This window comes from Streptococcus salivarius, assembly GCF_002094975.1.
Lineage (GTDB): Bacteria > Bacillota > Bacilli > Lactobacillales > Streptococcaceae > Streptococcus > Streptococcus salivarius_D.
Genome location: NZ_CP015283.1, coordinates 1,070,807 through 1,095,328, shown reverse-complemented (window position 1 = coordinate 1,095,328; position 24,522 = coordinate 1,070,807). Strand labels below are relative to the sequence as shown.

Genomic DNA, 24,522 nt, shown 5'->3' with positions numbered 1-24,522 from the left:
ATCTAAGCGAACTTAGATAGATGATATGAGGTCGCTTCAACCTCATATGAAAAAAGAAAAGTTTTAGGATGGTTTAATTATATGTTTTGCTAGAAATAAAGTCAAAGAATTTGACTCGCAAAATCCGAGTTAGGGTTAATAGTTATGATCCCCCTCCCTGACCCCTAGATAACAAACTTAGTTGATAGCTTTATTCATCATCCTGCGAAACCAAATGATGTCTAAAGGCATAAACAACAGCCTGAGTACGGTCATCGACATTAAGTTTTCCAAGGATATTAGACACGTGAGTTTTAACGGTCTTCAATGAAATAAATAGCTCATTAGCAATAGTTTGATTGTCATACCCCTTAGCCAGAAGGGCCAAGATATCACGTTCACGTGCCGTCAAGTCGTCGTGTAGGTCCGGATGACTATCATGGTATTTAATCTTATTGTCCACCTCAGTTTCGATAGCTTCTTCACCACGGTAAACCTTTCGGATACTATTGAGTATCTCTGCCGCACTGCTGGTTTTAAGCATATAGCCTTTGGCACCAGCTTCAATGACTGGGTAAATTTTTTCATTGTCCAAATAGCTAGTCAAAACCAAAATCTTGGCTTCAGGCCACTCTTTGAGCAATTCCAAAGTCGCTTGAACACCATCTAATTCAGGCATAACAAGGTCCATAACGACGACATCCGGACGCAGTTCCAAGGCAAGATCGACACCCTCTCGACCATTCCCTGCCTCTCCAACGACTTCTACATCTCCTTGGAGATTCAAGAAACTCTTAAGTCCCAAACGGACCATCTCATGGTCATCGACCAAAATCACATTAATCTTATTCGACATTGTCTTCTCCTCTTAATATCGGTACACGGACATCAATAGACGTCCCCTTACCTTTAGCTGATAGGAACTGCACAGTTCCTGCCATTTCATCGACACGCTCTTGGATATTTTTCAAGCCATAACTCATCTCGTCAGTCGACGCATTTAAGTCATAACCAACACCATTATCCAACATTTTCAATTGAATTTCCTGACTATTTTGATAGAGATAAACCTCTATCTGGCTAGCCTTGGCGTGTTTAAGGGTATTAGAGATAAACTCTTGGGCAATCCTAAAGAGATTATTTTCAATACGCTTGGGCACTTTCTTAACCATATCCTTGTAGACGACATGAATATTGGATTTATCGGTTAATTCCTTAAGGATCATCTGCAAGCCTTCTTGCAAGGTCTTGTTCTCAAGCTCTGTCGGACGAAGATGCAAAAGCAAGACACGCATATCATTTTGAGCGTCCGTCAGCATAGCCTCAACCGCCTGGATTTGATTATGCAAATCTTCCTTACTTAGCTGATCCGCCATCTGAGATACACCAGATAAGATCATACTAGCCGCAAAAAGTTCCTGACTAACGGTATCGTGAAGGTCCCGAGCAATACGACCTCTCTCCTTCTTGATAATATCACGACTTTGTAGAGCTTGGGCATTCTCAGTTTTCTGCAAGTCCTTAGTCAATTTACGCATCTTATGAGACAGGCGCATCATATTCTTGTCTAACTCAATATCTCCCTGACGTTTGACTGGTTGATTATTGATAATGCGGCGTAAATCCTGATTGACTGAACGCATACTGTTATCATTGGCAATGGCCCAGAGAATATAAAGCAAAATGAGCAAACTCAGAACCACAAAAAACATGTTAAAAAGGAAGTGGAAGGCCTGAGACAGATTGCCGAAAACCAGTGAAAAGTTGAGGTTAAAGCTATCCATCACTACAAGGGTAACGCCAACCAAAACAACCACCGAGTAAATCAGGATTAAAAATAGGTACTGTTTCTTCATTTGCGACGTACCTCCACTGGTCCAGCTCCCACATTGAGAATCAATTTAACCGTCCGATGAGCATGCTCATACTCCGCCTCCTGCAAGGTCAAGCTTTCATAACGGAGGTCGTATTCATCTTCATTAAAGAAGGTGACAGAGCTATAGATTGCCGATATGTTGAGTTTAACGGAAACATCAATTGGTACCAAGATAGTCGTCGGTCCATACAGTTTCTGCAAAATCACGACATTATCTCGCCCCGAAACAATAACCTGAGTCAAATCAATCACATCTGTCCCAAAGAAACGGATGATATTGATATCATCAAAGTCATAACGATCACTGACAGGTTCCATACGAGTCCCAATCCACTGATTTCGGACAGCCCGAGGATTCAAATTATCTTCTTTGAATTGAATGAGGGCATAGCGATTCTTTTTCTTAACCTGTGAGAAATGGTTTATCATGACATAGGCCACACCCACTAGGATAGCAAGTACCACATAGATATTCCACATGGAAACCAGAAAAAGTGAGATCAAACTGATGGTCAAGACAAAGTCACTCTTGGACTCCTTGTTAAAAAAGCGAACGGCCAACAAGGTCAAGACCAGAATGAAAATAAAACTGGTAATATCATTATTAAAGATGGTGATCAGACCCAGAGTCAAAAGCAGGGCTTCCACCACTAAGAAAAAATTAAATTTGGTCATAAGGACCTCTCAAATAAAAGTATACAGGCTTCATTCTATCAAATTTTAAGGCAATTGACAAAAGGACCCAGTTTGAGCACCGACTAAGCAAGATAGAAAAGGAGCCGCAGAAAGCAAAAAAAGTGCCTCCATTAAAGGAAACACCGTCTTTCATTCAAAAATCTTAATCGTCAGTTTCGTCCATTTTGCTATTTATGAGTTGCACCGTACTTCTGATTTCCTCCAGTATGACACGCTGCTCTGCCAACTCCTTCTCAATCTCAGCCAATTTTCTTTCAGTCTGACGACCTGACCGCACAAAAATATTATTGAGAGAGCTTGTTAACAACCCCAGAGTGGCAATCCCACTAAACATAAGGACGACCGCAACGGCCTTACCTACCAATGTTCGAGGAACGATATCGCCATAACCTACCGTAGTAACCGTTGCTACAGACCACCAAATAGCATCAATAAAATTATGGTGCTCTACTCGGGCAATAACGGCACTACTGATAAGGATGATAATACTATTAACCGAAAGTAGAAAATAAAAGCCATTTCTGCGATTAATGCGATTGGAAATGTGCTTGAGCTTGCTACTCAAACCAATTAAGCGTGAGAGTTTGGCCAATCTGGCAAAGCGTCCCACCCTTGAAAAACGGAGGAAAGTAAAGACTTCATTGTAGGGAATAATAGCCAACAAGTCTAATACATGCGTTTTAACAAAAATTCGCTTACGAGGTGCCAGGGAGAAACGAATCGCATAATCAATGGCAAAGATGAGCGTTATAGACTGATCTATCACTCTGAAAGGTCGCCTTCCAATTGAAATTAAGCCAACTAAATCAAAGATAACCAAACCTATGGAAATCAGGGCCAGGACCGTCATGACGATATCGTAGGTAATGATATACCTTCTCAGTTTTCTACGGTTTCTCATAGCGTCTCTCCTATATGTGATGTCTTCATTATAAAAGAATCTCTGACCCCTGGCAAGCAGGCCTTTTAAGCTATTGACAAGAACTCTAGATAAGAAAAAAGAGAGATTGAAGAACCTCTCTTTATTATGTCTCAATTATTAAAAACTATTGTTGGTCTGTGTGAGTAGCCTCTGTCGGTGTTTCAGTACTAGAGCTTGTGCTTTCAGTACTTGAGCTCGTCGATGACGAATGTGTCGTACTGCTTGAGCTTGACTGTAGGCTTGAACTTGCTGTTGCAACCGAAACATAGAGAATCACTGTACCATCAACACTTGTACCAGCTTGTGGATCTTGATAAAGGACCTCTGTACTGCTAGGAACCTTATCCTTGTCTAACTTAGCACCAGTATTATAGTCATGATACTCGATGCTACTACTTGAGATACTCTTACGATTCAAGGTTTGAACCGCTGTTGAAACCGTCAAACCAGTCACATCAGGCATGGTAACTGTCTTAGGAGTTGCCACACGGAACTTAATCTTGGCCTTACTATCCTTAGGATTGAAAGACTTGTTTTTACCTGGACTTTGAGATAGGATTTCTCCCTCTTCAGCACTGTCGTCTTCGACATGCTGAATATCAATTTGGTCCTCAGAAACGCCATAATTCGAAGTTAAATCCTCAATGGCATCCTTATAATTTTTACCTTTGTAGTCTTTCAAAGCGAAACCTTTACTACCAGAAGAAACATAGATATCAATGCTTGATCCTTCTTTTCGTGTGGTTCCAGCTGTAGGATCAGTCTTTACGACCTTGCCTGTATCGACAGAGTCATCTTCCACTTCCTTAACTTCACCTACCTTAAATCCAGCACCCTCAATTTTAGTCTGAGCTGTGGACAACTCTTGACCGACCACGTTAGGCACCTGAGTACTATCAGGGTTGGTAAATACCAAATAGGCAAAAATGATAATCCCGATAAAGACCAACCCCAGGAATACCTTGAGTGATGTCGAGAAAAAGCTTTTCTTTTTTTTCTTCTTTTTATTCTTAGCTAGTGTTGAATTTTTCCTTGGTTGCTTACTTACAGCTTGTTTTGACTCTGATGACTTGGCAGTTGCCTTTTTCTCAGAGCTTACTGACGGAACTGGAGTAACCTTAGGCAAAGTCTTAGTATCCGTCATGTCATCAAAGACTACCTTCGCATCACGGCTATGGCTAGGATATAAGCTAGTTACTAAATCTCGGCTCATTTCCAAAGTACTGTTATAACGATTTTCAAGCTTTTTAGCTGTCGCTCGAATAACCACATTTTCCAATGCCTGAGGAACATTATGATTCTCAGCCAAGATTGATGGTAATGGTTTTTGGAAATGCTGAAGAGCGATGGTAACTGCACTATCACCATCATATGGAATACGCCCTGTCAACATTTCAAAGAGCATGATACCCATAGCATAGATATCACTTTGGATAGTTGCTTTAGATCCACGCGCCTGCTCTGGTGAGAGGTAGTGGACAGAACCCAACATAGAATTGGTTTGAGTCAAACTAGTCTCTGCAAAGGCAACCGCAATCCCGAAGTCTGTAACTTTGGCCCTACCGTCCTTAGTTAAAAGAACGTTTTGTGGCTTAAGGTCACGGTGGATAATACCCTTTTGATGGGCAAGAGTCATGGCAGAAAGAATCTCTCCCATAATACGCACAACATCTTGGTTAGAAAGTGGTGCATGGTCTTGAATATATTTCTTCAAGTCCGAACCATCCACGTACTCCATCACCAAGAACTGCTGGCCGTCTTCTTCGCCAATGTCTCGGATTGCAACGATATTGGGATGACTGAGTTCTGCCATGGCACGTGCTTCACGCTGGAAACGTGCCACAGCTACCTGATCGGTTTGATAATTAGTACGAAGCACCTTAATGGCCACTTTCTCATTATCCAAGATCAGGTCATTAGCCAGATAAACATCCGCCATACCACCACGTCCGATAGCTTTAAGGATTCGATAACGTCCAGCAAACAATTTGCCAACTTGGATCATTATCCTTCCTCACTTTCTACTTTAACGAGGGCAACGGTAATATTGTCAAGACCACCTGCCTCATTAGCAGCGGCTACTAGACGACTGGTTTTTTCTTCAAGGAAACCAGGACTGTTAACAATATGAACAATCTGTTCGGTTGAAATCATGTTAGTTAGGCCGTCTGAATTAGCCAGAATATAGTCTCCTGGTTCCAATTGTTGGACACCAAGATCAGCTTCAATTGGAGCGGCCTGCCCTACAGATTGTGTAATAATATTACGTTGTGGATGAACAGCTGCTTCCTCTTTTGTCAATTGACCAGCCTTAATCAGAGCATTGACCAAAGAGTGGTCATTCGTCAATTGCTTATACTCACCATTACGGATAAGGGCAATACGTGAATCCCCAACATGAGCAAAAATCACAGCGTTATCAACAAAGGCAAGAACCTCAATAGTTGTTCCCATTCCCTTATATTCTTCGTTTTGGCCAAGTTCATAGATTTTACGATTTTCTGCATCAATGGCAGCAATCATCCAATCACGAATTTGACTCAACTCACGAAAATCAGTGTTAATCCAGTCACGACCAAGGTCAGTCACTGACATCTCACTGGCAATATTTCCAGCACGGTGTCCACCCATTCCATCTGCAACAACGACAAGGGTAACACCAGCTTGGTTGACAAATTTATTAACAAAATCTTGGTTGTTTGACCGTTTTTGGCCAATGTCCGTTAATAATGATATTTCCATAGTTTTCTTTCTGACTTGCGTCAGCATTTCCTCCTCTGTAACCCTAAGCTTTTTTACGCAACTGTGCGATGAAAAAACCATCAGTTAGATACTGTTCGGGGGTAATTGCCAAACAGCCATTGACCACGATGTCTTTACATGGATGGTCTAAGGCAACTTGCTCAAAATCAGGATGGCTCTCAAGAAAGGCTTGAATCACCTCTTGATTTTCTTCTGCTATGATGGTGCAAGTACTATATGTTATTATACCACCTTTTCGTAGGGTTTGACAAACGCTGGATAGGATATCCAACTGCACAGCCTTAAGGGACTCAAAGTCTTGGAGGTCCTTGTTATATTTGATGTCGGGTTTCCGACGAATGAGTCCAATCCCTGAACAAGGAGCATCCACTAAAATCTTGTCAAAACTATCAGCCGGAAAGACTTGATGTACCTGACTAGCATCCAGTTTCTGTGTCTTAACCTTATCAGCTAGGCCAAGACGTTGGGCATTTTCTTCGATAAGGGCAAGCTTATGATCATAGAGGTCAAGCGCCGTCACATGTCCACTCGTCAAATAAGAGGCCATATGTACCGTCTTACCACCAGGTGCCGCACAGGCATCCAGGATTTCTTCCTCACCTAGAATCCCTAAAGTTGGTGCAACCAGTTGACTGGTCTCATCCTGAATGGTCAATAATCCCTCTTTAAAATAATCTGTCCCAGCAAAGTAACCTGAAGACTTAACAAGCCCGACTGGTGATAGGACTGAACGCTCAGCCCCAGTAGCCTCCTCTATCTCTTTCAAACGTGACGCATCCGTTACACGCACACTAGCCTTGTTTCTCACAAAGAGGCTTTGGAAAATAGCAAGGGCACGGTCTTCCCCGTACTGGTCGATAAGTTTTTTAACCAACCATACAGGTAGAGAATACTGAACAGAATAGCGTTTATTGACACGTTTAATCTGGCTTGGATCTGGCAAAGGGTGGCTAGATAGTTTACGAAGAACCGCATTTACCAGCTTCTCAGCACCCTTTTTATTGCCACGATTTTTAGCAATAGAAACGGCATCATTAACTACCGCATGGGCTGGAATCTTATCTAAATAGACCAACTGATAAAGGCTCAAAAGTAATAAGTCATAAACCCAAGGTTCAAGCTTATCACGGTCCTCAATAACATGGGCTAGAATCCACTCCAAAGTAATCTTACGAGCCACGGTCCCATAGACAATTTCCGTCACCAAGGCCTTGTCCTTATCTGTCAGCTGTGACTTGCTCAGATGTGCATTGAGAGCAATATTTGAGTAAGCCCCTTCCTGAAAGACTTCTTCTAAGACTTCAAGTGCCTGTCCACGAGCTGTTTTTTTCCAATCATTGGCCAAATGCATCACCTACTTCAAGATTGCGTCCGACCCCATTAAGGAAATCAGCAATAGCCATACGAGGTTTTCCTGCAGGTTGAACTGTCTTAAGCGAAATGGCTCCTTGACCAGTCGCAACTACCAAACTCTTCTTGGTTTTTTCAATAATATGACCAGCCTGTCCTTGACCTTCTGCCAAGTCCGCCTCATAAATTTTGAAACGTTTGCCATCAAGCAAGGTATGGGCCACAGGCCATGGGTACATACCACGGATTTGATTGAAGATGTCACGAGCCGGCTTATTCCAATCAAGACGCTCCTCTTCTGGGCTAATATTTGGCGAAAACGTTACTTGACTGGCATCTTGAGGAACAGGTTTGATTTTTCCAGCGATATAGGCAGGCAAGGTTTCAAGCAAGAGGTCACGACCCAAGACTGCCAATTTTTCAAACATAGTACCAACATTATCCTCGTCAAGAATTGGCAAGGCCTTTTGGCTAACCATGTCACCAGCATCCATTTCCTTGACCATTTCCATAATGGTCACACCTGCTTCTGCATCACCATTAATAATGGCATAGTGGATAGGTGCTCCACCACGGTATTTTGGCAGGAGTGAAGCGTGGACATTCACTGCAAAATCCATGCTATCAAGTAACTTGCTTGGCAAAAATTGTCCATAAGCCGCAGTAACAATTCCATCAGCACCAAGTGCCATAAGCTGTGCCATTTCCTCAGAACCTGACAACTTTTCAGGTTGATAAATTGACAAGTCATGCGCCAAGGCTACTTCCTTGACCGGTGTCATGCGGATTTCTTTTTTACGGCCGACAGCACGGTCTGGTTGCGTCACCACAGCGACAATATCATAACGCTCATCGGTCAAAAGTCCTTCCAGCACTGTCGCTGAAAAGGCAGGCGTTCCCATAAATACTAATTTTGTCATATTCTTCCTTTTCTAGATTAGGTAAAATTCTGAGGTTCGTGATCAATAATCAAACGCAGGTCCTTGTTCTCAGGCTCCTGAGTCATGTCAAGGACCCTATTAAGCGTTTCTTCCAAGTTATCCTCAAAACGGTATTTGATAATAATCTGATAATGATAAAGATTATGTGTTCGGGCAATCGGCTTAGGCGTAGGCCCTAGGAAGGTCACCTTGTCTGACAGGTGCTCTCTTAAATAAGCCATAACCTCATAGCTCTTGCGAACCACAAACTCTTCATCCTTGTGAGAAAGCGTAATTCCTACCGTATAGAAATAGGGCGGATAGGCCAACTGACGGCGAATCCCCATCTCATAGGCATAGAAACCTTCATAATCCTGTTGCTGCGCAAATCGAATGGCATAATGACTAGGATTATAGGTTTGAATAATAACTTCCCCTTCCTTGTCAGCACGACCAGCACGACCAGCCACCTGAGTCAACAGTTGGAAGGTACGTTCAGCTGAACGAAAATCTGGTAAATTTAGCGACGTATCTGCATTCAAGACCCCTACCAAGGTAACATTTGGAAAATCCAAGCCCTTGGCAATCATCTGGGTTCCGAGCAAAATGTCGGCCTTACCACTTCCAAAGGCCTCCAAGAGTTTCTCGTGAGCCCCTTTCTTACGTGTCGTATCAACATCCATACGAATCACTTTGGCTTCTGGCAAAAGTTCCGTCAATTGGTCATAAGCCTTCTGTGTCCCAGTCCCATAATAGCGAATCTGACGGCTCTGACAGTTAGGACAGACATGTGGTATTGCTTTTTGAAAATCACAATAGTGGCAATTCATGGTCTTAGTATCCATGTGCAAGGTCAATGAAATATCACAGTTGGGACAATCATCCACATAGCCACAGTCACGACACATGACAAAAGAGGAATAGCCACGACGGTTCAACATTAGCACGACTTGTTCCTTACGTGCCAAGCGTTCTCGGATTTTCTCTAAGAGAGGTGGCGTAAAATCACTAGCCTCTTGACGGCCCACAAAATCCTTAAAGTCCACCACTTCCACCTGAGGAATTTTGGCATTAGGATTAGCCCTCTGAGTCAACTCAAGAAAATGGTAAACCCCTTTCTGAGCTCTCGCCCGAGTCTCAATAGAAGGTGTTGCTGAACCAAGAACAAGCACGGCTCCATGACTCTTAGCCCTAAGCAAGGCCACATCTCTAGCATGGTAGCGAGGATTGGATTCTTGTTTATAAGTAGCCTCATGTTCCTCATCGATAATGATAGCTCCGATATTGTCCAAGGGAGCGAAGATCGCCGAACGTGCTCCTACCACAACCTTGGCCTGGCCAGATCTAACCTTACGCCACTCGTCAAATTTCTCACCGTCTGACAAGCCTGAATGCATGATGGCCACCAAGTCACCAAACCGTGAAATGAAACGATTGGTCATTTGGGGCGTCAGGGAAATCTCTGGTACCAAGACAATAGCCGTTTTCCCCATAGCCAAGGTCCTCTCGATAAGATGCAGATAGACCTCTGTCTTACCTGATCCCGTTACCCCTTCCAATAAGAAAGGTTTGCCACCTTGTCCGATTTGGCACGTCATTTCTTCAACAGCATGTGCCTGTTGAGCATTAAGCTCAAGAAAATCCGTCTTTTCTACCTTTTCAAAGTAGCTGTCGGCACGATTGACCTCAACTTCAGTGATGACCAAGGCACCAGCTTCAATGAAAAACTTAACCACATCTCGTGAAAAAAGCTTGTGGAGGTCTGCCACCTTCCCTGGCTCGCTCTTCTCGAGCAAGAAGTCTTGCATCTCCAAACGCCTCTTAGCCCGTTGCGAAATAGCCAAAGTCTCAAGAATGCCCTTTTGAACACTATAGTGCTTCTCAGTCTTAATGTTCTGCTTATCCTTAGCAAGGTAATCAACCGTTACACGCCCAGACTGGACCAGACGAGGAATGGCTTGACGCTGCTCCTCTGACAACTGCGAGAAAAGAACATGATCCTGCCCCTGAAGAAAAGTCTGTTTATCCTCTTCATCCAGTTTATCAGTCGCCATGATAACCTTATCGTACTGGGAATTAAGGAGACCAGGTAGCATTGACTTCAAGATGGAAATCTTATAGGAAAAGACCGTATGTCGCATCTGATCAGCCAAATCCAGTTGATCCTGATTAAGGACTGGCTCATAATCTAAAAGCTCAGCGATAGGTTTTAATTCAGGAAAGTCTCTCAAGTTCTCCTGCTCTTCTAAACCAATAACAAAGCCTTGCAATAGACGATTTCCTTTACCGAAAGGTACATGCACTCGCATACCAATGGCAATTTGACCTTGCATAGCTTCAGGGATAAGGTAACTATAAGGTCTGTCCGTCTGCATCAGAGGAACGTCTACAATAATTTGTGCTACTAAAACCATAAATTTCCTCCTGTCACTTCCTTAAGACCAGTATCTTTCAAGCTCAAGAAAAGCTGAGCTCTTGATTATCATCATAAAGAAGGAAGCTGAGACACTATGCCTCAGCTCCCCCTCTCCTCATAAACCAAAGCATGACTTTGATTTTAGATTTTATCGCCTTCTTCTTTTTCTTTAGCGATTTGTTCTTTGATTTTACGTTCTTCTTCCTCAGCAGCAAGACGTGCTTGGATAACTTTCAAACGTGCCAATTCACGTTTAGATTCTGGATCTGGGTGAATAGTCACATTACCAGTTTCAATTTCTTCAAGGGCTTGAAGGGTTGGTTTTACTGACGTAAACTCTTGAGTTGGTTCAGCACCAGCAGCCAATTCATGGGCACGTTTTGCTTGCAAAATAACCAATGAATATTTTGAAGGCACTTTATCCAAAAGTTTGTCAATAGAGGGTTTCAACATCATAATCTATACCTATTTCTAATTTATTTATCTGATAATTTCTTTTCTGAAATCATATTACGATAGCGGCCAATCACACGGTCAACACGGAAGTGTTCTGCTTCAATAACACGTTTGACACGTTCAGCAGCCAAAGGCACTTCGTCATTAACAATGGCATAATCGTATTCGCTCATGAGAGCAATTTCTTCACGCGCACGCTCGATTCGTTGAGCAATAACTTCCTCAGAATCTGTCCCACGACCAACCAAACGCTCTTGAAGCTCGTTTAAGTCTGGTGGTGTCAAAAAGATGAAGACAGCATCTGGGACCTTTTTCTTAACCTGAAGGGCCCCTTGAACCTCGATTTCAAGGAATACATCAATACCTTTATCCAAGGTTTCATTAACATAAGTCAAAGGTGTTCCGTAGTAGTTACCCACATATTCAGCATATTCCAACATTTGACCATTACGAATAAGCTCTTCAAATTCCTCACGCGAACGGAAGAAATAATCCTTCCCATCAACTTCACCAGGACGTTGAGCACGCGTGGTCATTGATACTGAGTATTCAAATTTGTGGTCAGGTGTTGAAAAAATCTCCTGACGAACAGTTCCTTTTCCGACACCAGAAGGCCCTGAAAAAACAATCAAAAGTCCACGTTCAGACATGTCTTCTCCTTAAACTAAGATTAAAAATCTTCTTATGACTCACCTTAAAAAAGAGAAAGCAATCATCTCTTTTTACGGCTTAGGGGTTGTTCAGTGATTAAGTTACAGCTCACTTTTCAGAGCATGCGTTTTTCCTTACTATTTTACCAATAAAAGTGACTTTTTTCAAGGTGAGGACACCATTAAAAAGAGTGAATTCCTTTTCCCAGTACTCACTCTTTTTAAATACTCTTTTAAACCAAACCAGTCAGGAGACCTTGCATGAATTCTTCTGAATGGAACTCACCAATATCATCAATTTTCTCACCAAAACCAATTAATTTAACTGGAATATCCAACTCTTGACGAATGGCCAGAACCACACCACCCTTGGCACTACCATCCAACTTAGTCAAGACAAGGCCTGTAAGAGGTGTGATTTTTGAAAATTCCTTGGCCTGACTAAGCGCATTTTGACCTGTTGAGGCATCCAAGGCCAAGAGGGTTTCATGAGGTGCTTCTGGAACCACACGTTTGATAATACGACCAATCTTTTCAAGCTCTGCCATAAGATTGTCTTTATTTTGCAAACGACCCGCAGTATCAATCATAAGGACATCAACTCCTTCAGCAAGGGCCTTTTCCATACCGTCAAAGACCACTGAAGCTGGGTCAGCCTTCTCAGCACCAGTCACTACTGGCACATCAACACGACGCCCCCACTCAACCAACTGAGCGACAGCTCCCGCACGGAAGGTATCAGCAGCTACCAACATAACTTTTTTGCCTTCTTGTTTGTATTTATGCGCCAACTTACCGATAGACGTTGTCTTACCAACCCCGTTGACACCAACGAAAAGCATGACTGTCAAACCATCTTGGAAATTAATCTGCTCCTTGTAGACATCATCCTTCTCGTAGATATCCACAAGTTTTTCGATAATCAAGCGTTGCAAATCTTCAGTCTTTTTGACATTTTCGAGGCGGGCTTCATAGCGCAAGTCTTCCGTTAATTGCGTGGCAACATTAACACCTACATCGGAAAGAATCAGCATTTCTTCCAATTCTTCGAAGAACTCCTCATCAACACGACGGAAATTCGCAAAGAATTCATTCAAGCGGGCAGCAAAACCTGTACGCGTCTTCTTAAGGGTACGATTGTATTTCTCTTGTTCTGTTTCAGTTTTTGAAGCCTGAACTTCTTCAGGTTTTTCCTCAACTTTACGGGTTTGAACAGCCTCAAAAGTAACCGTTTCACCTTTTTCTGCAGCAGCAGCTACCTGAGCCTTTTTAGCATAGTAATCAGCCATGACATCCGCGAAGTGGTTATCCACAGCGACTTGGCTTTCTTCTGACTCTGATACGCCCTCTGCTTCGCTTGAGGCCTGATCATCAACAGATAGGTCCTCATCAGACGCTACTTCACTTTCTTCTGTCACTGTAGATTCGCTTTCTTCAGCAGATTCTGTAGACGAAATCTCTTCTACTTGAGTCTCTGACTCACTGAGCTGTTCTGTTTGACTTTGGCTTGTCCCTTCACTTGATGACAAGTCTTGATTATCAAGAGACTCAGTTTCTGAAATTTCCTGATTTGCTACAGTCTCCTGTGACTGGTTTTCCTCTTGTCCAAATAATCGATCAAATAGACCCATTTGGTTCTCCTTATTTCTCTAGAATATATTTGTGGATGGCCTCAGCCACTCCAGATTCCTCATTAGTTTTTGTCGTTACTGCCTTGGCAACAGCCTTAACCTTAGGAACAGCATTTGCCATAGCCACACCTAGACCAGCCCACTCCAACATGGTCAAGTCATTTTCCTCATCTCCCATAGCCATAACCTGACTTTTATCAAGGGCAAGATAATCAGACAAAAGTTTCAAGCCTACAGCTTTATGAACCCCTTTGGGCATAACCTCAAGGATAATTTCACGAGACTTAAAAACTTCAAAATTCTGGTATAGCTGTTTAGGTAGTTTTTGAATTTGGCCATCCAAAAATGCTTCCTCACAGACCGTAACTACCTTATTATAGACGATATTTTCAGGAATGTCATCAATACTCTCCACATCAACGAAGGTCAAGGTAGGATTAGCCTGACGATAGAGAGAATGATTGCCTTTACTTGACACACCATAGACAATGCCATCACTGATAACATCCATAGGAAGCCCTAGAGGTTCAAAGACAGCATAAATCTGCTTTAAATCTTCTCGACTCATTTCTTTCTTTATGAGGATATCCCCATTATTACGCTGAACTAAGCCACCATTGAAGGTCACACTATAGTGCTTATCATCCAACAAGCCCAAATCTTCCAAGATATGAGTAATAGCTGGCAGAGGACGACCAGTCGTAATGACCACATGAACTCCCTTAGCTTCTGCCGCCTTCAAAGCAGCTCTATTTTCAGCTGTTACTTGCTTATCCTTAGTAAAGAGGGTCCCATCTAGGTCCAAGGCTAGTAATTTAATCTCAGACATCTGAGCCCACCAATCCTTCCATGTAGTCAAAGACTGCACCATCTTTATGGTGGCCAATCACCTCATCTGCCACTGCCTTAATCTCATCACGCGCATTTTCCGTAGCAACCGCACGACCCGCGAAGGTCAGCATCTCCATATCATTGAGATTATCACCAAAGGCTACAACATCTGAAGCCTGTCTCCCCAACTCTTGACAAAGATGGTAGAGACCAAAGCCCTTGTCCACACCTTTAAGGATGATATCCATGGAATCAAAGCCAGTTGTCACAGCAGTCATATCCTCAAAAATCGTGTTGAGGTAGTTACCACGTTCCATGATGGTATCTCCTTGAAACTTAGCAGTTACCTTGAAAATATCATCTGTGACCGCTTCAAGATCCGTTGCCATGACATTTTCATAGTAACGTTCCATGGCCTTAAGATAGGCTGGGTCTGCATCGTTTGGTGCATAGGCACCTCGACGGCCTGACAAGAGAATCCCCTCGCAAGTTGGCAGGGATAAAGTTGTATCTGCAATTTGCAAATAATCCTTAGGTTCTAGCTTGGACTCGAACAAGACCTCACCCTTGTACTGAACCAAGGCCCCATTTTCCGCAATAATCGCAATACGGTCCACAAACCCATCAAAAAGCTCCTCCAAGGCCAAGAGGGCTCGCCCAGAAGCTACGGTAAAAACATAATCTTTAGCTTCACAAGCATCCAAAAGGTTATCCAAACGTGCTTTGTCATAGGCACCAAGATGGTCTAGAAAGGTACCATCCATATCTGTTGCTAAAATTTTCAAAATAATCTCCCTTCAGGTCGAATATACTTGCCCCTATTGTACCAAAAATAGGAATATAAGTTTGGGAAAAGCCAAAGAAATTAGAGAAAATATGGTATTTTACTTGCAAATTCATCATTTTAGTTGTATCATTACGGTAGTACAAGAATAATACTATTATACTTTTAGAAAGGAGTCTCTTATGGCTTGGACATTTGATGAAAAATCGCCAATCTATCTCCAAATCGCCTATCGCGTCAAGCTGAAGATAGCTTCCAAGGAATTGAGTATGGGACAACAACTCCTACCTGTAAGGGAATTTGCTCAGGAAGCCGGGGTAAATCCCAACACCGTACAAAGAGCCTTCCAAGAACTTGAAAAAGAGGGGCTGGTCTATTCTGCCCGTACCTCTGGTCGCTTTGTTACTGAAGATGAAAAACTTATTGATCAAAAACGACATGAGATTGCCCAAAGTCTCATGAAAAACTTTGTCACTGAGATGGCAGCCATTGGTTTTAGCTCACCTGAAATCAAAGCCATCATTACTGACTACATCGAACAAACAGGAAAGGACTTATAGACCGATGACTGATATTGTAACTCTAACAAATCTCACCAAGACCTATAATGGTATTCCAGCCCTTAGAGATGTAACCATGGCCATCCCGTCTGGTAAAATCATTGGTCTCTTAGGACCAAACGGTAGTGGTAAAACAACTCTCATCAAGATTTTGAATGGCCTCCTTCAACCAACTTCTGGTTTAGTAACTATTAATGGATTTCAGCCATCACCTATCACCAAAGCTCAAGTGGCATATCTACCTGATACAACTTATTTAGATGAAAGTAAAACTATCCAATACTACTTGGACTTCTTCCAAGATTTCTATGCTGACTTCCGCTATCCTCTTGCCTTGCAACTCTTGCAGGATTTAAAGCTCCAGCCTGATTTGCGCCTTAAAGACCTTTCAAAAGGAAACAAAGAAAAAGTTCAGTTGATTTTGGTTATGAGTCGTGAAGCTAAACTCTATCTCCTTGATGAACCTATCGGTGGGGTCGATCCCGCGTCACGTGACTACATCCTTAAAACCATCATCAACCAATACTCTGAAGATGCTTCTGTGATCATTTCAACTCATTTGATTGCAGACATTGAATCTGTTCTAGATGAAGTTGTCTTCCTAAAATACGGTCAGATTGAACTTCAGGGTGATGCTGATAATATCCGTCAAGCCCATGGCAAATCTATCGACAAACTCTTTAGAGAGGTGTTCCACAACTAGGAGGTATGAGCATGTTTTGGAAATTAGTTAAGTATGAATTACAATCGATCCGTAAATGGTATCTCGGCATCTATGGTATTGCCATCCTACTCTCAATCCCCTTGGGTTTAATGCTTCAAAAATTTATTTTTGTAACTGAACAGAGCCACCAAGAACCTAGTCTACTCTTTTTTGCTTTCTTCACACTGATGGTTTTTGCTACCATTATTGTATGGGGAGCCATTTACATAGCAACAATAGTCCTCATTGTCAGACGCTTTGCAAAAACTGTCTTTGGGAGAGAAGGCTATCTAACCAATACACTCCCAGTTTCTGCTCACCAATTAATCTTATCGAAACTCTTGGTAGCCTTTATTTTAGATATCATTTCATCACTCGTTATACTCCTTTCGATTGGAATTATAGCTGCTTTCTGCCTTGATATGAAAGATATCCTCCTAGCTACCAGCTACTTTGGCCAGATCCTAAAAGAGATAGGCGCTTTCTACCTCTTCATCCCTTCTACAATCTTGTCAATGATTGCTGGTATTCTTTTCTATTACCTCTGTATTAGTATCGGAAACCTCTTCAACACTAACAAAGTTCTTATGGGATTTGTCGCCTTTTTCGCCATTCAGGCTATCCTATTCTTTATTGGTTTCTTCTTTGGACTCGGTGCAGCCTTGACCGGAGATGCAACATATACTGCAATCAATAACTCGTCATATATCATTAGTCTAGTTCAGTCTCTCATTCTCATCGCAGCAAGTTACTTTGGTACCTACTATATCATGACCAAACGCTTAAATCTGGACTAAAGAAAAACCGTGTTCCTTTTGGAACACGATTTTTTTGCATTTAAAAGACTTATTTACTTTGTTCTTTACGATAAGTCTCAATTTCGGCTTTGTTACCCCAAACGAAGTGTCCTGGACGTACTTCAACCATTTCTGGTTTATCAACAGAATAGTCGTGTTGGTTTGGATCATAAACCTTCAAGACTTTCTTACGTTCCAAGATCGGATCTGGAATAGGAACAGCAGACAAGAGTGACTTGGTGTAAGGGTGGATAGGATTGTTGTAGAGTTCTTCTGTCTCAGCAACTTCCACGATTGTCCCCTTGTAGATAACAGCGATACGGTCAGAAATGAAACGGACCACTGACAAGTCGTGAGCGATAAAGAGGTAGGTCAATCCCAACTCTTTTTGGAATTTCTTAAGCAGGTTCAAAATTTGGGCACGAACTGACACGTCAAGGGCTGAGATTGGTTCGTCAGCGATGACCAAGTCAGGTTGCATAACCAAGGAACGCGCAATACCGATACGTTGACGTTGTCCCCCAGAAAATTCGTGAGGGTAACGTGTCAAGTGCTCCTCAAGAAGTCCCACTTCTTTGATGATTTCCTTGATTTTAGCTTTACGATCTTCCTCATCCTTATAGAGATGGAAGTTATGCAAGCCCTCAGACAAGATATAATCAACTGTTGCACGTTCATTCAAACTAGCCGCAGGGTCTTGGAAAATCATCTGAATACGACGGATAAGGTCGTTTTTCTCAGAGTGAGATAAGTGCCCATTGATTTTCTTACCGTCAAAAATAATCTCACCATTACTTGTATCATTCAGACCAATAATGGCACGACCGATAGTAGTTTTACCACTACCAGACTCACCAACGAGGGAAAAGGTTTCACCCTTGTTGATGAAAAAATTAGCATTGTGGACAGCAACGAATTTCTTGCTTCCTTCACCGAAGGAAATCTCCACATCTTTTACTTCAACTAACTTCTCAGGCATTGCCTTCCTCCTCATCTCCTAAATGTGCAAATCCCATATTAGTACGGATTTTTTCATGTAGATTTTGGATAACCTCAGGTTTTTCAACTTTTGGTGCATCCTCATGTAAGAGCCAGGTCTTAGCCCAGTGAGTATCTGAAACTTGGAATTGTGGTGCTTTTTCCTCGAAGTCAATTTGCATGGCATAGTCTGAACGCAAGGCAAAGGCATCTCCAACAACTGGTGTATAAAGTGATGGTGGTGTCCCTGGAATAGAGAAAAGCTCACCCTTATCGTCAGCCAACTGTGGCAAGCTTGAAAGCAAGCTCCAAGTGTATGGGTGACAAGGCTCATAGAAAATTTCCTCAACCGTTGCGTACTCGATGATTTCACCAGCATACATAACAGCAACCTTGTCAGCGATACTTGCTACCACACCAAGGTCATGGGTAATGAAAATCACTGAGAAACCATACTCCTCTTTGAGTGATTTCAAAAGGTCAATGATTTGAGCTTGAATGGTCACATCAAGGGCAGTTGTTGGCTCGTCACAGATAAGGACATCAGGACGACAAGCCAAGGCAATGGCAATGACGATACGTTGACGCATCCCACCAGAGTATTGGAAAGGATATTCGTTGAAACGTTTTTCAGCATCAGGAATACCAACCTTGTCCATGTAATCAATGGCCATTTTTTTAGCTTCTTTGGCTGATTTTCCTTGGTGTTTGACAATGACTTCAACAATTTGGCTACCGATAGTCTTAATTGGGTCAAGACTGGTCATAGGATCTTGGAAGATAGTTGCAATCTTAGCTCCACGAATTGCTGCCCAATCTTGGTGACTCTTAAGCTTGGTCAAATCTTGGCCACGATAATCAATAGAACCACTAGCGACACGACCATTTTCTTCAAGCATCCCTGTGAAGGTCTTGGTCAAAACTGATTTACCTGAACCAGACTCACCAACCAAGGCTAAAACTTCACCTTCAACCAAATCAAGGGAAACTCCTCGAATAGCTGTCAAAACACGGTCACGAACGTCAAATTCCACGACGATATCGCGAGCCGATAATATTACATTTTTATTTTCTGTCATATTGGACTCCTATCTATGCGTACGTGGGTCGCTGGCATCCGCCAAGTTTTGACCGACAATAAAGAGAGCAAGGGAAACGAGGATCAAGGTAGTCAATGGAATCCAGAAGAGATAAGCATTGACTGTAACGTTCTGTGCATAGTCTGAAATCAAACGACCAAGACTAGGCGTCGTAACGGGAAGCCCCAAACCAAAGTATGAAAGGAAGGCTTCGTAAGAGATAAATCCTGGCAAAAGCTGACTAGCCATAGTCACGATAACTGACACAAGTTGCGGCATGATGTTTTTAACCACAATCTTAGCAGTTGGCGTTCCCAGTGTACGAGAAGCCAAGTTGTACTCCAAATCACGATAACGCATGATTTGAATACGAATGGTATAGGCAATACCAATCCAACCTGTGACAGTCATGGCAAAGATCATATTCCAAAAACCAGCACCCAATGAGTAAGTCAAGACGATAACTACAAGGAGGGCAGGAATATTTGAGATGATGTTGTAGATTTCCATCATAATCATATCGAAGGTCTTAGAAATCCCCCAAACAGCACCTACAAGCAAACCAATAACAACGTTAAGGAAGGTAGCGATAACAGCAATAAGGATAGAATTACGAGCTCCAAACCAAACACTATCAAAGAGGGACTTACCATTACTGTCAGTACCGAACCAGTATTGAGCATTTGGATGTACATAACGCAAACTGAAATCATTTACTTTTGAGACATCATTGAAGTCAAATTTAGAGAACATTGGATAGATGAAACTCATCAAAACGATGGCAATCAAGATCCCCAACATTACTACTGTTGATTTCTTTTTAAAGAATTGACGCATCACTGATTTCCAGTAAGAATAAGCTGGTGCATCAATTGTTTCAGAGGCAAAATCATCGCGCTTTACAAATTGGAACTTACTTTTATCAATTGAAGCCATTATTTACCTCCTTTAGATGTCAATTTGATACGTGGGTCAATTATAGTCATAAGGATATCACCCACAAGCAATGAGAAGATGGTGAGAGCTGTGAAAATAAATACAAGACCCACAACCATAGCGTTATTTGAAGCACGAACAGAGTCGATCAACATTTTACCCATACCAGGGAAGGCGAAGATTGTTTCTGTCAAAGTTGCCCCTGTAATAACACTAACGATAGATGCTGGGATTCCTGAAACCAAGGAAACCATAGCATTTTTGAAAATGTGTTTATTCGAAATTTCTTGTTCTGACAACCCTTTGGCACGTGCAAAACGAACGAAGTCTTGTGATTGCAAGTCAATCATGTAACGACGAATCCAAATCGCAAGACCTGGTGTTGACAAGAGACCGAGAATAACAGATGGCAAGACGTATGAACGCCAGTCACCTGCACCCAAGATAGGGAAGGAATCTGGAAGACCAATCTCAGAACCAATCAAACGAATGATATAAACCAAGGCGATGGTTGGTAGTGAAAGCAAGAAAGTCAAGACACCTGTTGATACACTATCAAAGAGCGTGTTTTTAAAGCGTGCCATGTATGATCCCAATGGAATTGCCAAAGCATAAGACAAGACCAAACCAATCAAACCTGCAATGGCAGAACTTGTCACCATTGATGGGTATTGGTAGCGACTCTTGGTAGCTGTGTATGGGTCATTTCCATAGTAAGAACGATCTCTCGCATCAGCCTGACTTGGTGATTTATAAGTACGAGAGTAGATATCTACTGAAGATATCTTCTTACCAGTAGGGAAGTTGACCTCAGAGCTTTGTGTTTGCCCTTGACCTTGCGTAATAACATCAAGAACACCTTGCTCAGCATAAGTTGGGTAAGATGTACCAAGGTTCATCTTCACGAAGTTTTGGTGAACAAATGGGAACTGACCGTTAAAGTAAAGCAGATATTTATGCTTAGTCCCTGAACCAACCACTGACCAACCAATAGCTGGATCATTTTCAATTCGAATGTATCGTTTCAAGTTTGGATTTGTTTTATCTTTCACCCATCCCGTATTGTCAAATTCAAAGAGGTGCTTATAGAAGCCAAACACACGTTCAAGTACAGGCACATCACGTGTCGCATAGAATTGCTTACTTTCCTTGAATTGATGCAAACGCCAGCCATGTCCTAAACTATCCACATATTTTTGGTAAATAGCTTTATTTTCTTTTGTTGGCTTAGTGGTTACTGACTTATCAAGGGAGCTAGCTTTTTCCTGCAACTCCTTGGTGTCATAGTAATCAATATAACCCATTCGCTCATAGATTGTATTTTCATAGTTTGCCTTCGAATCGGCTGTCTTTGCAATCTTGTTGTAGTTAGGGTCCTGTCTGAAAATCAGACGCCTCGGCACCATGGTATAAATAATGGTGTAGGTCAAGGCCGTCACGACAAATATTGACAATAGAGAACGAAGGGTTCTCAATAAAATGTATTTTTTCATGTCTCTTCCTTTAACTCCAAAAGAACTTTCCCAATCAAATGAGAAAGTTCAATCGTCCTTTATTTAACGTCATTCTCATGATTTTTTGAGCGTGTTCGTTGGACTTAGACTTTTCTTTAAACCAGTTTTCACGGGCTTTATCATCATTTTTCTTATGACAACAGCTTTTTTAGGTTCAAAATGCGTGAGCATCTGTCAGAACCCTCAACTCCTACTTGAGTAATCACCTGAGTCTGTTGTCAATCAAGCATGCGTTGGTAGGGCTCTCTGATTAACCAAAGTAGCCTGAGGATGACCTCCCCACAACCTTGCTTGTCTTTCTGTTTAGCATTCGTAACGCACTATCTTCTTTTTTTCATAAGCACTCTCCAAAAAATCATAGTTATGTCATTATTATACCATAAAAATCGAAATAACAGCAATTTTCAGAATGTTTTGTCTTATACTTTCTTTCTTACAATTGCTAGATACTTTCTGAGGAATTTTGACCTATTTTTGACAAAAGAAAAAGGCTTACGCCTCTTTCCATTGCATTATTTAACGTGTTTCGCAAGATCTTTTTGAGCCTTGTCGTTAGACACTTTCTTCTCTTTAAGCCATTTTTCACGAGCTGAATCATAATCTTTTTTAGTAACAACATCTTTTTGTGGCTTGAGATACTTGAAGTAAGTATCTACTCCTTTATTTCCAATTTGTGAGTAAGCCCCCGAGAATGGAACCATACGAGAAATCATAGGGGCAGCACCACTATTTACCATCGTTGGCATAAATAGAGAACTATCTGTCAACCATGCTTGAGCATCTGCATATCGTTCATAACGAAGATTCAAGTCGTTTGTTTCTTTTGAAGCAGCATCAACCAAAGTATCGTAATCTTTTAGACCAACTTTAGCAGCAGCAGCACTATTTGGATCATCAAATCCCATAAATGTCTTAGTGTTCTCACTTGCTGTTGTCTTAAAAATATCCAGATAAGTAGATGGATCTTCGTAATCTGGTCCCCAAGCTACCCCATTTGAAATATCCCAATCCTCTGCGGCAGCATTTGAAGCATAATATGTAATATTATTCAAATCATCAGAAGACATTTGATTAATATCAATAACAACATTTTCTTTACCTAGAGCTTCTTCAACAGTTTGTTTCACTGATTGTGCACGTGCAACAGCAGTTTTCGCTGATTCATCAACTGGAAAATCTAAATGGATAGGAAATTGAACTCCTTCTGCTTGAAGAGCTGCCTTAGCTTTCTCAAACTTTTCTTTAGCCTTGTTAGTATTATAAATACCATCCTGTCCATCGGCTACATTAATACCTGACCATTCGCTACCATAAGAAGGTAATTTCTCAGACACTAATTCTCCAAATGATTTATCACCTGCATATACAAATTCTGGTTTGACAAAGATATTACGAATTGCTTGAGCAGCACCAGCTTTACCATTAATTTGAGCTGAGTAAGCAGTGCGGTCAATAGAAAAGTTAACAGACTGACGGAAATCCTTGTTAAGAAGGGCCTTTTTAGTTGATTCTTTCTCAATATCTGTTTTTTTAGCAGTATGTTTGTAACTTTGACGATCAATATTTACCCCAATACCCTGAATTTCTGGTCCAGGTTGTGTGTAGAAAATATCATTTTTATATTCCTTTTCAACAGAAGAATAATTAGAACTCGTTGGGAAGACACGCGCCTTACTATAAACACCATCTGTAAAGTTACGTTCTAATGATTCTTGATCAGAACCATCATAATAAGATAATTTAACATTATCAAAGTGAACATTTTTCTTATCCCAATAATGTTCGTTTTTAGTTAACTCAATAGACGATTTAGCCGTTAGAGATTTCAAGATAAAAGGACCGTTATAAAGAATTGATGATGGATCCGTTGACTTTCCAAAGCCATTCCCTTTAGACTTAAGAAAATCTTCATTGATTGGCCAAAATAGCGAATAAGTTACCTTGGAATTCCAGTATGGCTCCGCCTGTTTTAATGTGTATTGTAATGTGTAATCATCTAGTGCCTTAACACCAACCTTTGAGAAATCTTTATTAGCACCAGATAGGTAGTCTGATAAACCGACAACTGAATCCTTTGCTAAATATATCCCCTCTGACTTTTTATCTGCTGCATGCTTAAGACCAGTCACGAAGTCCTTGGCAGTAACGTCAGCGTACTCTTCTCCATCAGAGGTGTACCACTTAACACCCTTACGAATCTTATATGTATAGGTCAAACCATCAGCAGAGACTGTCCAATCTTTAGCAACAGATGGAATCAAATTACCATATTTGTCATAACCAAGAAGACCGTCAACACCATTTGTTACAGTATCCGTTGTCGTTGCCTTACTAGTAGAAACATAGTCCAATGTCTCAGGATCAGACTGATAAACATAGCTATAAGTCGTTCCACTAGTACTTGACTTAGAAGAACAAGCCGCTAAGGCACCTACACTGAGGAGTGCCACACCCGCAAGGGCTAACCATTTGCTTTTTTTCATAAGATTTCTCCAAAAAATAAAATTTTACTCTTTCATTATAGCATAAATAATCAAGAAAAGCAGTCGTTGCCAGACAATTTTGCACAAGCATTTTACATGATAAAACACGACAAACTCAATAGTCCCTTGTATTCCCTATATTTCTAGCCACTTCATTCAATTTATTTTTAATCACTCGTCATGCATAAAACAAAAAGG

22 protein-coding genes are annotated in these 24,522 nt (G+C 41.5%); 3 read left to right on the top strand and 19 right to left on the bottom strand.

Translation table 11 applies throughout. The features are described 5' to 3' along the window. Window positions 1-190 precede the first annotated feature (190 nt). The 14 genes from V471_RS05620 to V471_RS05555 form a co-directional block, all read right to left on the bottom strand. The gene (locus tag V471_RS05620; protein WP_002884791.1) at window positions 191-835 is read right to left on the bottom strand and encodes a response regulator transcription factor; all 645 of its coding nucleotides are present in this window, start codon (window positions 833-835) and stop codon (window positions 191-193) included. After that, complete coding sequence (locus V471_RS05615; RefSeq protein WP_045768527.1) at window positions 825-1,835, bottom strand: envelope stress sensor histidine kinase LiaS; 1,011 nt, start codon at window positions 1,833-1,835, stop codon at window positions 825-827. The genes V471_RS05620 and V471_RS05615 overlap by 11 nt, the downstream gene beginning before the upstream one ends. Continuing rightward, window positions 1,832-2,530, bottom strand: coding sequence for a cell wall-active antibiotics response protein LiaF (liaF, locus tag V471_RS05610; RefSeq protein ID WP_084871195.1), 699 nt, complete (start codon window positions 2,528-2,530; stop codon window positions 1,832-1,834). The genes V471_RS05615 and liaF overlap by 4 nt, the downstream gene beginning before the upstream one ends. A gap of 163 nt (window positions 2,531-2,693) precedes the next feature. Further along, window positions 2,694-3,452 carry a potassium channel family protein gene (locus V471_RS05605; RefSeq protein WP_002886861.1) on the bottom strand — a complete coding sequence of 253 codons (759 nt, stop codon included), beginning with the start codon at window positions 3,450-3,452 and terminating at the stop codon, window positions 2,694-2,696. 145 nt (window positions 3,453-3,597) lie between these two features. Further along, entirely contained in the window at window positions 3,598-5,478 is a 1,881-nt protein-coding gene (gene pknB / locus V471_RS05600) for a Stk1 family PASTA domain-containing Ser/Thr kinase (RefSeq protein WP_002886860.1), read from the bottom strand. Next, a complete protein-coding gene (locus tag V471_RS05595; RefSeq protein WP_002886859.1) occupies window positions 5,478-6,215 on the bottom strand; it encodes a Stp1/IreP family PP2C-type Ser/Thr phosphatase in 738 nt (245 codons plus the stop codon). The genes pknB and V471_RS05595 overlap by 1 nt, the downstream gene beginning before the upstream one ends. A 43-nt stretch (window positions 6,216-6,258) precedes the next feature. Further along, complete coding sequence (gene rsmB / locus V471_RS05590; protein ID WP_002886858.1) at window positions 6,259-7,581, bottom strand: 16S rRNA (cytosine(967)-C(5))-methyltransferase RsmB; 1,323 nt, start codon at window positions 7,579-7,581, stop codon at window positions 6,259-6,261. After that, window positions 7,571-8,506, bottom strand: a complete 936-nt coding sequence (fmt, locus tag V471_RS05585; RefSeq protein ID WP_070579772.1) for a methionyl-tRNA formyltransferase — start codon at window positions 8,504-8,506, stop codon at window positions 7,571-7,573. The genes rsmB and fmt overlap by 11 nt, the downstream gene beginning before the upstream one ends. Before the next feature lie 17 nt (window positions 8,507-8,523). Next, entirely contained in the window at window positions 8,524-10,920 is a 2,397-nt protein-coding gene (locus tag V471_RS05580) for a primosomal protein N' (RefSeq protein WP_045772232.1), read from the bottom strand. Window positions 10,921-11,063: 143 nt separating this feature from the next. Further along, window positions 11,064-11,378: a DNA-directed RNA polymerase subunit omega gene (gene rpoZ / locus V471_RS05575; protein WP_013990232.1), complete on the bottom strand. Its 315-nt coding sequence runs from the start codon at window positions 11,376-11,378 to the stop codon at window positions 11,064-11,066. A 20-nt stretch (window positions 11,379-11,398) separates the two neighbouring features. Beyond that, window positions 11,399-12,028, bottom strand: a complete 630-nt coding sequence (gene gmk, locus V471_RS05570) for a guanylate kinase (protein ID WP_002884259.1) — start codon at window positions 12,026-12,028, stop codon at window positions 11,399-11,401. A gap of 233 nt (window positions 12,029-12,261) precedes the next feature. Continuing rightward, a complete protein-coding gene (gene ftsY / locus V471_RS05565; RefSeq protein ID WP_070579770.1) occupies window positions 12,262-13,659 on the bottom strand; it encodes a signal recognition particle-docking protein FtsY in 1,398 nt (465 codons plus the stop codon). Between the two features lie 10 nt (window positions 13,660-13,669). Then, window positions 13,670-14,488 (bottom strand): Cof-type HAD-IIB family hydrolase, encoded by an 819-nt coding sequence (locus tag V471_RS05560; protein ID WP_070579768.1) that lies wholly within the window; start codon window positions 14,486-14,488, stop codon window positions 13,670-13,672. Then, on the bottom strand, window positions 14,481-15,275 hold the full coding sequence (locus V471_RS05555) for an HAD-IIB family hydrolase (RefSeq protein ID WP_084871194.1): 795 nt from the start codon (window positions 15,273-15,275) through the stop codon (window positions 14,481-14,483). Before V471_RS05555 ends, V471_RS05560 begins: the two co-directional genes overlap by 8 nt. A gap of 181 nt (window positions 15,276-15,456) precedes the next feature. Between V471_RS05555 and V471_RS05550 the strand changes: the two genes are divergently transcribed. Genes V471_RS05550 through V471_RS05540 form a run of 3 tightly spaced genes read left to right on the top strand, consistent with a single transcriptional unit; the run spans window position 15,457 to window position 17,334 of the window. Next, window positions 15,457-15,834, top strand: coding sequence for a GntR family transcriptional regulator (locus tag V471_RS05550; protein WP_002884206.1), 378 nt, complete (start codon window positions 15,457-15,459; stop codon window positions 15,832-15,834). Between the two features lie 4 nt (window positions 15,835-15,838). Next, window positions 15,839-16,537 carry an ABC transporter ATP-binding protein gene (locus V471_RS05545; protein WP_084871193.1) on the top strand — a complete coding sequence of 233 codons (699 nt, stop codon included), beginning with the start codon at window positions 15,839-15,841 and terminating at the stop codon, window positions 16,535-16,537. Between the two features lie 11 nt (window positions 16,538-16,548). Beyond that, the gene (locus V471_RS05540; protein WP_041826692.1) at window positions 16,549-17,334 is read left to right on the top strand and encodes a hypothetical protein; all 786 of its coding nucleotides are present in this window, start codon (window positions 16,549-16,551) and stop codon (window positions 17,332-17,334) included. Window positions 17,335-17,383: 49 nt separating this feature from the next. Here V471_RS05540 and V471_RS05535 read toward each other — a convergent pair whose 3' ends face one another. The 5 genes from V471_RS05535 to V471_RS05515 form a co-directional block, all read right to left on the bottom strand. Beyond that, window positions 17,384-18,313, bottom strand: coding sequence for an ATP-binding cassette domain-containing protein (locus V471_RS05535; RefSeq protein WP_014634820.1), 930 nt, complete (start codon window positions 18,311-18,313; stop codon window positions 17,384-17,386). Then, a complete protein-coding gene (locus V471_RS05530) occupies window positions 18,306-19,391 on the bottom strand; it encodes an ABC transporter ATP-binding protein (RefSeq protein WP_037601740.1) in 1,086 nt (361 codons plus the stop codon). The genes V471_RS05535 and V471_RS05530 overlap by 8 nt, the downstream gene beginning before the upstream one ends. A 9-nt stretch (window positions 19,392-19,400) precedes the next feature. Next, a complete protein-coding gene (gene oppC, locus V471_RS05525) occupies window positions 19,401-20,327 on the bottom strand; it encodes an oligopeptide ABC transporter permease OppC (RefSeq protein ID WP_002886846.1) in 927 nt (308 codons plus the stop codon). After that, a complete protein-coding gene (locus V471_RS05520) occupies window positions 20,327-21,820 on the bottom strand; it encodes an ABC transporter permease (protein WP_014632819.1) in 1,494 nt (497 codons plus the stop codon). Before V471_RS05520 ends, oppC begins: the two co-directional genes overlap by 1 nt. 533 nt (window positions 21,821-22,353) lie before the next feature. After that, window positions 22,354-24,324: a peptide ABC transporter substrate-binding protein gene (locus tag V471_RS05515; protein WP_014632817.1), complete on the bottom strand. Its 1,971-nt coding sequence runs from the start codon at window positions 24,322-24,324 to the stop codon at window positions 22,354-22,356. Between the last annotated feature and the right edge of the window lie 198 nt (window positions 24,325-24,522).